Origin of the sequence: Porticoccus sp. (assembly GCF_041592135.1) — a bacterium.
Lineage (GTDB): Bacteria > Pseudomonadota > Gammaproteobacteria > Pseudomonadales > Porticoccaceae > Porticoccus.
On sequence record NZ_JBFHQR010000018.1, the window covers coordinates 17,597 to 27,826 of the forward strand.

8 protein-coding genes are annotated in these 10,230 nt (G+C 58.8%); 4 read left to right on the forward strand and 4 right to left on the reverse strand.

Going from position 1 to position 10,230, the window contains the following annotated elements; translation table 11 throughout:
* Window positions 1–136: 136 nt before the first annotated feature.
* Entirely contained in the window at window positions 137–2,233 is a 2,097-nt protein-coding gene (locus ABY948_RS03410; protein WP_461481110.1) for a TonB-dependent receptor plug domain-containing protein, read from the reverse strand.
* 170 nt (window positions 2,234–2,403) lie between these two features.
* Here ABY948_RS03410 and pdxH point away from each other — a divergent pair, with 170 nt between their 5' ends.
* The gene (pdxH, locus tag ABY948_RS03415) at window positions 2,404–3,039 is read left to right on the forward strand and encodes a pyridoxamine 5'-phosphate oxidase (protein ID WP_461481111.1); all 636 of its coding nucleotides are present in this window, start codon (window positions 2,404–2,406) and stop codon (window positions 3,037–3,039) included.
* Window positions 3,040–3,194: 155 nt separating this feature from the next.
* On the opposite strand, the gene ABY948_RS03420 is transcribed toward pdxH, so the two are convergent.
* From ABY948_RS03420 to ABY948_RS03430, 3 genes are read right to left on the reverse strand one after another with little or no spacing between them, the layout of a single operon-like run.
* On the reverse strand, window positions 3,195–4,613 hold the full coding sequence (locus tag ABY948_RS03420; RefSeq protein WP_461481112.1) for a hypothetical protein: 1,419 nt from the start codon (window positions 4,611–4,613) through the stop codon (window positions 3,195–3,197).
* 13 nt (window positions 4,614–4,626) lie between these two features.
* A complete protein-coding gene (locus tag ABY948_RS03425; protein ID WP_461481113.1) occupies window positions 4,627–5,454 on the reverse strand; it encodes an outer membrane lipoprotein-sorting protein in 828 nt (275 codons plus the stop codon).
* A gap of 4 nt (window positions 5,455–5,458) precedes the next feature.
* Window positions 5,459–8,101 carry an efflux RND transporter permease subunit gene (locus ABY948_RS03430; RefSeq protein ID WP_461481114.1) on the reverse strand — a complete coding sequence of 881 codons (2,643 nt, stop codon included), beginning with the start codon at window positions 8,099–8,101 and terminating at the stop codon, window positions 5,459–5,461.
* A gap of 135 nt (window positions 8,102–8,236) precedes the next feature.
* Between ABY948_RS03430 and ABY948_RS03435 the strand changes: the two genes are divergently transcribed.
* From ABY948_RS03435 to ABY948_RS03445, 3 genes are read left to right on the forward strand one after another with little or no spacing between them, the layout of a single operon-like run.
* Window positions 8,237–8,539: an ArsR/SmtB family transcription factor gene (locus ABY948_RS03435; protein ID WP_461481115.1), complete on the forward strand. Its 303-nt coding sequence runs from the start codon at window positions 8,237–8,239 to the stop codon at window positions 8,537–8,539.
* Between the two features lie 24 nt (window positions 8,540–8,563).
* Complete coding sequence (locus ABY948_RS03440; protein WP_461481116.1) at window positions 8,564–9,835, forward strand: NAD(P)/FAD-dependent oxidoreductase; 1,272 nt, start codon at window positions 8,564–8,566, stop codon at window positions 9,833–9,835.
* Between the two features lie 13 nt (window positions 9,836–9,848).
* A complete protein-coding gene (locus ABY948_RS03445; RefSeq protein ID WP_461481117.1) occupies window positions 9,849–10,052 on the forward strand; it encodes a YgaP family membrane protein in 204 nt (67 codons plus the stop codon).
* Window positions 10,053–10,230: the final 178 nt, after the last annotated feature.

Here is a 10,230-nt window from a genome sequence, read left to right on the forward strand (position 1 = left end):
AGCCCGCCTTTTACAGGGATTTCCCCAAACAGTAGCTTTTTAACTGAAATATTCAATGCCCATCCTTTGGCTTTTTCAGTATTTTGGAATATGCGGTCAATTATGTATCGTACGCGGTTTACGGGGGTTTAGGCAATTAGTCGAAGTCCAGTGTCAGCTGTAAAAAGTACCGGGTTTCGAAGACATTGTTTTGGGCGTGTTCCTCGTAATTGCTGCCCAGATTCTGACCGATCAGCGACAGCGTGCCAGAGGTGCTGCCGACGTTAAAGTCGTACCCTAGAATCGCATCCACGCGTACAAATTGATCCACGGCGTTGCCATCTCGCCAGTTGGCATCGGTGATATGGTAGAGATTGAGCCCGGCGGACAGACCGCCGCCTAGCTGCTGATGCACCAGTAAACCGGCGGTGTGGCGCGGGCTGCGGTTGTTGAGGTCACTCTCATGTACTTCGGGTTCGAAGCGGCTGATAAAGCGGCTGTCCACGTCCCGGTAGCCATAATGGGCGTTAATCAGTGTGCGGTCGGTGGGTTGGTAGCGCAGCTGCAATTCGACACCGGTCATATTGGAGCGGAGGATGTTGTCGCGCACGGAAAAACTTTCAGACGGATCGAGGCTGGGGAAATCGCCGCTGACGGTTTCCTGGAAGACCTCCAGGCCGTGGCGAATTTCCTCCCGGAACAGCCTGACATCGAAGGTGATGCCGCTGCCGGGAAACTGTGCCAGATAACCCAGTTCCAGGCTGCGCAGGCGCTCTTCGTCCAGGTCGTCAGCACTTTTGCGGATGGCGGTGATGAGCACCTGGTCGGCCAGAATATCGGCGTTGAATTCCCGCGCCTCGGCCAGTGATGGCGAGCGTTGGCCAATGGCATAGCTGACGCGCAGGGTGTGGAAGTCATTGACGTGGTAGTTAATGGCCGCGCGCTCTGACGCGATGGTGCCGACAATGCCATTGTCCTCAACCATCAAACCGCCGTTCAGTGTCCAGCGGGATGAAGGCCGCCACTCCAGGTGGCCGAACAGGCGCCGACTGGTGAGGGATTCCGCAGCGCTGTGGCCGAACACGGCTTCTCCCTTGATATGGTCATAGCGAATACCGGCACCCCAGGTGGTGCGCAGGCTGTTGCTGAGTTGCAGGTGATGTTCGAATTCGAGGTCATCGCGTTCGGACTCGAGGCCCTGGAAGCCGGTAATGTAGTCTTGGTCCTGAATGTTCAGGCTGGGATCAACATAGGTTTGGAAAAAGACCGGGACATCGGCCGGGCTGATGGTAACCCCCAGCTGCTGGGACAGCAGGTCGGAAACCCGGCCCAAGTTGACATAATTTTCCCCGTCGATCTTGTTGCGGTAGAAATGGACCTGCAGGGTATCCGTGCTGTTCAGGTCGCGGTTCCACTTCAGGGACTGGAATTGATTCTTGAACCGGACCGGGGTGTATTCGTCCGGGTGATCGGCGTCCCCCCAGCCCATGTTGGCGTAACTGTAGCCCAGCTGGACATCAAAGGTGTCGCTGATGTTGGGGGTGTACATGGCGCGCAGGTTGAGCGCCGTTTTCTCCTTGCCATCGTCCATGGGGCCCGGGTTCTTGCCGCTGCCCACCGAGGGGAAGCCATCGTTGTGTTCGTAGTTGAGGCTGGCCCGGTAATCTAGCTTGCCGGCGTTGCCGCTGTAGCGGAGGTTGCCGTTGCGGGTCGCGCGCGCGCCATTGGTGGCGCTGGCGTGCCAGCCGTGTTCCTGTAGCGGTTTGCGGGTGATGATATTGACGGCGCCGAGGAAGGCGTTGGAGCCATGGGCGGGGGCGTTGGAGCCGCGCACCACCTCAATGTGGTCGACATCGTCCAGGCTGATGCCCAGGGAGCCCCACTCGATACTGGCAAACATCGGCTCGTAGATGGAGCGCCCATCCACCATGATTTCCAGGTGGTTGGGGAATTCGCGGCCATAGCCGTGGTAGCCGATGCCGTAGCGGTTGCCGTTGATAGAGTAAGCCTCAAATCCGGGCACCAGGCGAAATACATCCACCCAGGTCAGCGCGCCCGAGGCCTTGATCATCTGCTGGTCGATAATGGTGACGCTGGCCGGCACCCTGGCAAGCGGTTGCACCATACGGGATACCGCAGATACCGCCGGCAGCTCTCCGAGCAAATCCTCTTCCGTGATAAAGCCTTCCTGGCCGAATAACAGCGGGCAATAGAGCAGGCTGGCGGTGATCGCAAGGCCTTTCACTGGGGACATGGATTGCTCCTTAAGGGTCAGCAAACGTCAAACGACCACATTTTATGTTGCCATCGGTGGAATAGCAGCAGTTTCTTGGTGTTGGCCTGCTGACCGGGAAAGATTGCGCGACAAGTGGGACAGTGCTTTCGGATGCGGGCTAAAATGTGGCATGTACCCGGGAGAGAACAATGTCGCTGGAAGATACCCGTCGCGAGTACCAACACGGCCGCCTGACCAGGGAGTCGTTGCAGGACTCGCCGTTTGCACAATTCAACCTGTGGATGGAGCAGGCCATCCATTCGGAGCTGTCCGATCCCACCGCCATGTGTCTGGCCACCGTGGATGAAGAGGGCAAACCCTGGCAGCGCACGGTGCTGTTAAAGGGTTTTGATGAGCAGGGTTTCCTGTTTTACACCAATCTCGGCAGTCGCAAGGCGCGAGATATGGCGAGCAATCCCAATGTCTGCCTGATTTTCCCCTGGCTGGACCTGGACCGCCAGGTGATTATTGGCGGGCAGGTGGAGAAGCTCACCAAGACCGACGTGCTGAAGTATTTCCTCAAGCGTCCCCGCGGCAGCCAGTTGGCAGCCTGGGCTTCAAAGCAGAGTTCGCGGATCACTTCCCGCCAGGCGCTGGAAACCCAGTTCCTGCAAATGAAGGAAAAGTTTGCCGCCGGTGAGGTGCCGGTGCCGGACTTCTGGGGTGGCTACCGGGTGGTGCCGCAGGAGTTCGAGTTCTGGCAGGGGGGTGAAAACCGTCTTCACGACCGCTTTCAGTACCTGCGGGAACAGGGCGCCTGGAGCATTTCCCGGCTGGCGCCCTGAGACCTCGATCGGCAGCAGCCTGTTGAAAAACTATCTGCGTGGCTTCTGCGTCGTTAACATTGAACTCAACATGCTCATTGATGAGCAATAAACTCCGCTTTTTCGTCCAATGTTGCCTTGCATAACCGGCCTCGAAAACGTTTTTTAACAGGCTGCTAGAAGCTGTAGCGGATTGCCGCGTAGAGATTGCTGGCTTCCTCGAACTGGCCGAAGAAGGTGGTGTCCTCGCTGCCGCCGAAGCTGTTGAGGCCGGTTTCCAGCAGCAACTGGTCGGAGGCTTTCCAGCTCACCTTGGGTCTGGCGTACCAGTCTTTGTCTGTGGGCGAGTAGTAAACAAACAGCGACCAGCTGACATTCTGGTTGTGGGTCAGCCAGGTCAGGCGGCTGGTCAGCAGTTGCCGGTATTTGTCCCGCTGGGGCATGCCCGCCGGCAGGTTGTCCCGGTAGTTGTCATAATCCTCGAGGCGCTCCACATAGTATTGCAGTGCCCCGGTCAGGTTGGGCACCAGCTCCTGTTCATAGCCCAGCAATAGCCGGGACTCGCTGTTGTTGATCAGCGGATCGTCGCCGTTGCGGTCTTCCCGGGAGTCGTAATAGCCCACTTCGCCGCTGGCGATGCCCTTGCCCAGATTGCCGCGCAGGCTGGCGCCCCAGACCCGCAGTTCCGGGAAGGTACTCTGGCCCTTGAAGGGATCGTAACCATTGGGGCTTTTCCAGTAGCCGTCGTAGCCGTAAAACGCCAGTTCGGCACCGGCCAGGTTTTTGTAGAGCCTGAGGGCCAGTTCCCGGCCGTGGGGGAAGTCCGGATTGACCGGCGTGGCGCGGCCGCTGTGGTCGCCGATCAGCGGGTTGTAGAAAGAGATGCGGCGGCCGTCGATAAAGCGGTCGCTGTCGAATTCCGGCACATACGCCACGTCCAGGTTGGCCGGTTCGAAATAGAAGGCCAGTTTCAGCGCATCTGAGGGGGCTTTGAGGTACTCGGTATCGCGGCCGCTGAAGAAGCTGTTCCAGTCCTTGGGGAACAGGTCGTTGATAAACAGCAGGTCGCCCACCCCCCAGGTAAGAATCTGGCGCCCGGCCTTTACATCCAGGTGCCGGTTGACCGGCATCTGCAGCCAGGCCTCCCTCAGGTCAAAGGGGCCGCGACCGCGGTCCAGCTGAACCGATTCGTCCCGTTGCACATCGTCGAGCAGGAGGTCGCCGCTGACGCTGGCAGTGACCTTTTCCCCGGCGTAATCGACGGACAGTTGCGCTCGCCCCTCACCGATGGAGGTGTTGCGTTGCAACGCGTCGTCGTGGCTCCGCTGGCCAACACGGGCCTCCACAAAGCCGTGCAGAGTCAGGGGGCTGTAGTCTTCAGTTGAACTGCTGAAGGCGCTGTCCTCGCCCAGCCCTGAAGGCAGGGCAGGCTCCGCATCAGCGCTGCCGGGTAAACCCAGTCCGCTGGGCAGCGCAGGTCCGCTGGCTGATGGCTTGTCGCCACTCAATCCGCCCGGCAGCGGTGGTTCTGCCACTGCCAGCACGCTGGCCAGAAAGGCAGAGGAAAACAGCAGGGTTCTAACAGTCCTTTTCATGATTCCGTTCAGATCAACGCAGATAGTTTACCGGTGCCCGGCGCAGATAGCGCTCGCTGAAGATTTCCTCCGGCAGGCCGACATTGTAAGTGACCGCGCTGTAGCTCATCAGGGTTTTGCTGCCGCTGCGCAGGTCTTCCATGCTGGCCTGGGTGACGGTGGGATAGCCGTCGATGGTATCGACCCCGAGGGCCGTGGCCACCCGGTATTTCTCACCGTTCCTGTCGAAGTACTCGGTCTGCACCGGAATGAAACTGATCTTGTGCACATACATCACATAGTGGGAAAACTCCACGCTGTCCGGCTCCCTGGGGGTGTGTTTCAGCACAAAGTAGTTGTCGGTGACTTCCAGCAGTTCGTGGCTGTCCGCATGGATATCGCGGCCGCTGACATCTTCATAGAAGTAGTCGGAACCGACAAAGCTGGTGCGCTGGTCGGAGGCGGCGATGCGTTTCACCAGATCCAGGGCGGGCAGGTACAGCCAGCGGTCGTCATCCGTCGCCAGGTGTTTCCACACCAGGAAGGCCATCTTGTTGACGTCCGCCGGGCGCTGGAAGAACACGTAAAACTGCTGGTCGCCGTTGTAGGCTTCGCCGGCAATGTCGTCGCTGTCGGCGACATCCCGGCGCAGGATGGTGAAGCGCCGCTCCCGCTCGCGGCCCTGGCTGTCGGTGATGGTCATCAATACCTGGGCGCGGCCATCCTTACCCTGGTAATAGGCGGTCTGGTTGGTGCGGTGGACGATCTCGTCCACACTGGGGGTGGCTGCCGCGATGGCGCCCGGCAGCCACAGGGCCGCCAGCAGGCCAACCGCCGGGGCAATGGTTCTGGTCAGTTTCATGGCGTTACTCCTCTACCTTGAAAATCAGTTTTTTCAGCAGCGTCAAAAGAGCTGGCAGGATCAGCAGGGTGGCCGCTCCGGCGCTGAGAATAATCGATGCGATAAAGATGCCCACGGTCTGGTAGGGCACCAGCGGTGCGGCTAACAGGGGCAGGAACCCGGCGCCGAGGATAATGGCATTGCGGGAGATGGCCCGGGCCGGTTCGCCGAATACCTGGGGTACGGCAGCCCGCCAGCTGCCGGCCTTCTCTACCAGGGTGCGGGAGCGGGCCAGGAAGTGGATGGCGTAGTCCACGGCCAGGCCGAGACTGAGGGCGCTCAGCACCGCCACCGGCATATCGTAGTCCTTGCCGATCAGGCCGATGATGCCGTAGATCAAGCCCACGGTCACCGCCAGCGGAATCATCGCCAGCACCCCCAGCGTCAATGAGCGGAATAGCGCGATCATCATGACCAGCACCACCACAAAGGAGCCGAGGAAGGCACTCAGCATGCCGGACACCATTTTGCCCTGCCACACCACGTTGATATAGGTGAGACCGAACCACTGGCTGTCGATAGCCAGCGGCGGCGGGTTGCTGGCCAGAAATTCATCCAGCGTCTGCACCACCGCTTCCATATCCCTGTTGTCGCCACTGCTCAGTTGCAGCCACAGCACGGTGCGGTGGTAGTCGGGGGTGACGAAGTGCCACAGGTCGTGGGGGCGGTGACTGTTCTGGTAGGTGATCAGGGTCTGGGCCACGGCGTTGGCGCTGTCCGGGATGCGGAACTGGCTATCCTCTCCCAACTGCAGTTCCCGATAGACGGTTTTCACCACATCGGTCAGGGAATTGACCTTGCCCACCTTGGGATTGTTCAGCAGGTGGGCCTGCAGGGACTCCATCCAGTGCAGCACCTCGGGCTGTTTGAACAGCGCGCTGCGCTGTTGCTGTTCTTCCAGGAACAACTGGATGTCGTCCCAGCTGTAGTATTCCTCGTCGCTGGCGTTGGACAGACCCTGTTCCGCTCGTTCTGTGAGTGCGGCCATCAAGCTTTCCGCATCGCCGGCATCGCCGGCATCGCCCTGCTCAATAGCCGTGGCGAACTGCCGGTAGGGTGCGCTGCTGTTGCCCATGGCTTCGCCGTCAGCCTGGCGTTTCGACAGCTGTTGCAGCAGTGCGGGCTTGTCCACCGTGACAGCCTGATCCGGTGCCGCCAGTTCCAGGTAGGCCATATAGGTGCCGCCGAAGTGCTCGTTCAATACCCGGTCGGCCACCCGGATCGGGTGCTCGGCCTCGAACCAGCGGGTGGGATTGTCATTGACCACGATCTTGCTGATGCCGTAACCCGCCATCACTACGGCCACCAGTGTCAGTACCAGTATCAGCCGGGGTTTGTAAGTGGTCAGCTTGCCGGTGGCCTTGAGCATGCGCCCCAGCAGGCTGCGATCCTCCTCGCCGACGTGGTGGCCGTAGCCCTCCAGTCGCTTCTCGTCGATCAGCATGATGTAGGCGGGGATAAACAGGATGGTCCACAGCCAGGCCAGGAATACGCCGATGGCGATGAACAGGCCGAACACCTGCACCGGCGGAATCGGGGTCAGCATCAGCGAGCCGAAGCCGGCCATGGTGGTGAGGGTGGTGAACAGCATCGGTGCGAACAGGGTGGTCATCACCTCTTCGATGGCTTTGCGGCGGTCCTTGTACACCGGGTAGCGGTCGAAAAATTCCGACAGAATGTGCACCGCGTCGAGTACCGCGATGGGCACGATAAAAATCGGGATCATCGAACTCATGATATGGATGGTGTTGCCGGTGGCGATCAACAGTCCCATGGTCGCCAGGGAGCTGACCATGGCGATGATCATCGGCGACACCACCAGAATCAGTTTCTTGAAGAACCACCACAGCAGCAGGAAGATCACCAGCATCGCCAGCGGCGCCGAGATGGCCATCTGGATAAACATTTCCACGCCGAAGGTATCCTCGGCCACCGGCAGGCCGGTGATATGTACCTCATCCCCCTGGGCGGCCCAGTCGCTGGTGAAATCCAGCAGTTGCGAGCGGATGCGGTAGGACAGGTCCTTCTTGGTGATGGGCAGATACAGCGCCAGTGCCTGGCCGTCTTCGGACACCAGGGTGCCGTTCAGGAACGGGATATGTTGGGCGCGCTGCAGCACTTGCAGGGCTGCTTCATCGGTTGTTGGCGGTGCCGACATCAGCCAGGAGAAATTGACGCTGCCGAGGCCGCCCTGCTCGATATTGTCGATGGTGGAGGGGGCGATCAGGTCGATGCTGATGACGCCCTCGCCGTCCCACTGCAGGCGCTTGGCAAACTCCGTCAGCTGGTAGATTCGTTCCAGCGACTCGGCGTTAAACACACCCTGGGGGTGGCGGTGGTTGATGATGCCCACCACCACGATATCACTGAGGGCGAAGCGCTGCTTGGCCTCGTGGTGAAATACCCTCACCGGCTCATCCTGGGAAAGCATGTTCTCGGGGTCGGTGTCCACAGTGATGTGGTGGAACTGTTTAAATTTTTCCGGCCAGACGGAGGGCACCGCAGCCAGTGTGATGACCAGCAGGGTTGAGATCGCCATTACCCATGTCACGGCCTTGGGGCGGTTCAGCGCCAGATGCACCATTCCTGCGCAGAGCTTGTTGAGCATAGTGTTTTCGTTCCCTGGTTAATGCTTGACCAATACTTTAGATATGTCTAATATTAGGTTTGACTTATATTAGAGTCAACTAATATTTATTCTGTCCGTGTAGATCCGCCCATGAATAACAGTATGGATTTGGAAATGATGCAAGCCAATGCGCTCAAAGCGGCGGCATTGCTGAAATCCCTGGCCAACCCGTCCCGGTTGATGGTGCTCTGCGCCCTGGTGACCCGGGAATACACGGTGAGTGAGCTGGAACAACTGACCGGCCTGAGTCAGTCGGCACTGTCCCAGCATCTGGCCAGACTGCGGGAGGAAGACATTGTCAGCCCCCGTCGCGAGGCACAGCGAGTGTTCTACCGTCTTTCCAATCCCGACGTGGCGGCAATCCTGAAAACCATGCACGGCATTTATTGTGGTGTCGATACGGGACAGCGGCTATAAAACAGAGACTGAGAGGGTAATCTCATGGCCAAAATCGTGATTATGGGTGCGGGCATCGGTGGGGTATCGCTGGCCTATGAACTGCGGGAAGCGCTGAGTGCGGACAACGAAATTCTGGTGGTATCGGATTCGCCGGAATTCCAGTTTGTGCCCTCCAATCCCTGGGTCGCAGTGGATTGGCGCAAGCGCAAGGATGTGGTGATCGAAATCGAACCCTGCCTGAAGCGCAAGCAAATCGGCTTTTCAGCCACCGGTGTGAAAAAAGTCCACCCGCAACAGAACCAGTTGGAGTTGAACGACGGCTCCAGGGTGGATTACGACTACCTGGCCATCGCCACCGGTCCGCGGCTGGCCTTTGATGAAATCGAGGGCCTGGGGCCGGTCAACGGTTACACCGAATCCGTGTGCCATGTGGATCATGCCGTGACGGCGCGCGAAAAATGGGAAGAATTCGTCAAGGACCCCGGCCCGGTGGTGATCGGCGCGACCCAGGGGGCGTCCTGTTTTGGACCGGCCTATGAATTCTCTTTCATCGTCGATGCCGACCTGCGCAAGCGCAAGCTGCGCCACAAGGTCCCCATCACCTATATCACTTCAGAACCCTATGTGGGTCATATGGGCCTGGATGGGGTGGGCGACTCCAAGAGCCTGATGGAGAGTGAATTCCGCGAGCGCCACATCAACTGGATCACCAATGCCAGGATCATCAAGGTCGGGGACGGCACCATGACGGTGGCCGAGTGCGATGACAATGGCGAAGAGAAAAAACGTCATGAATTGCCGTTCAAGTATTCCATGATCCTGCCGGCCTTTACCGGAATCGACGCCGTCCGCGATGTGGCGGGGCTGGTGAATCCGCGCGGCTTTGTGGTGGTGGATGACCAGCAGCGCAATCCCGCCTACCCGAATATCTATGCGGTGGGTGTCTGTGTGGCCATTGCGCCGCAGAAACCCACTCCGGTACCCACCGGGGTGCCGAAAACCGGCTACATGATCGAGTCCATGGTGGCCGCCACGGTAAAAAATATTGGCTCCTGCATTGCCGGCGAGCAACCGGTAGCCGAGGCCACCTGGAACGCCATCTGCCTGGCGGACATGGGCGACACCGGCATGGCCTTCGTAGCGCTGCCGCAGATTCCGCCGCGCAATGTGACCTGGGCGAAAAAGGGCAAATGGGTGCACCTGGCGAAAATCGGTTTTGAAAAGTATTTCATGCGCAAGGTGCGCAAGGGCGACACAGACCCCATCCACGAGAAGTTTATTCTCAAGATGCTGGGCATTGAAAAGCTGAAATAAGCGGGGGATTTTTATGAACGTCGATCGACTGGTATTTACCATTGCCGGACTGTTTATTCTGGCCAGCCTGCTGCTCAGCCAGCTCCATTCAGTTTACTGGCTGTGGTTCACGGCCTTTGTGGGGGCCAATATGTTCCAGGCGTCCTTCACCGGCTTCTGCCCCATGGCGATGCTGCTGAAAAAACTGGGTGTGCAGAGCGGCTGTGCCTTTAAGTAAAAACGGTTTTGGCAAGCCAATAAAAAGCCCGGCAAATGCCCACTGCTGTCCCACAGTTTGGGATAAATGAAAAAGCCTGAGTCTGAGAAGTTATAATGTGAGTGCGAACAAACGTTATAATTTCAGAGGGCTCAGGCTTTGTCGCATCATAACACCGCCTTTCATCAATTGCTCAAAC

Excerpts from the sequence above, each read along its gene's own strand:
- ABY948_RS03410 (WP_461481110.1), bottom strand. The coding sequence starts at position 2,233 with ATGTCCCCAGTGAAAGGCCTTGCGATCACCGCCAGCCTGCTCTATTGC.
- pdxH (WP_461481111.1), top strand. The coding sequence starts at position 2,404 with ATGTCGCTGGAAGATACCCGTCGCGAGTACCAACACGGCCGCCTGACC.
- ABY948_RS03420 (WP_461481112.1), bottom strand. The coding sequence starts at position 4,613 with ATGAAAAGGACTGTTAGAACCCTGCTGTTTTCCTCTGCCTTTCTGGCC.
- ABY948_RS03425 (WP_461481113.1), bottom strand. The coding sequence starts at position 5,454 with ATGAAACTGACCAGAACCATTGCCCCGGCGGTTGGCCTGCTGGCGGCC.
- ABY948_RS03430 (WP_461481114.1), bottom strand. The coding sequence starts at position 8,101 with ATGCTCAACAAGCTCTGCGCAGGAATGGTGCATCTGGCGCTGAACCGC.
- ABY948_RS03435 (WP_461481115.1), top strand. The coding sequence starts at position 8,237 with ATGATGCAAGCCAATGCGCTCAAAGCGGCGGCATTGCTGAAATCCCTG.
- ABY948_RS03440 (WP_461481116.1), top strand. The coding sequence starts at position 8,564 with ATGGCCAAAATCGTGATTATGGGTGCGGGCATCGGTGGGGTATCGCTG.
- ABY948_RS03445 (WP_461481117.1), top strand. The coding sequence starts at position 9,849 with ATGAACGTCGATCGACTGGTATTTACCATTGCCGGACTGTTTATTCTG.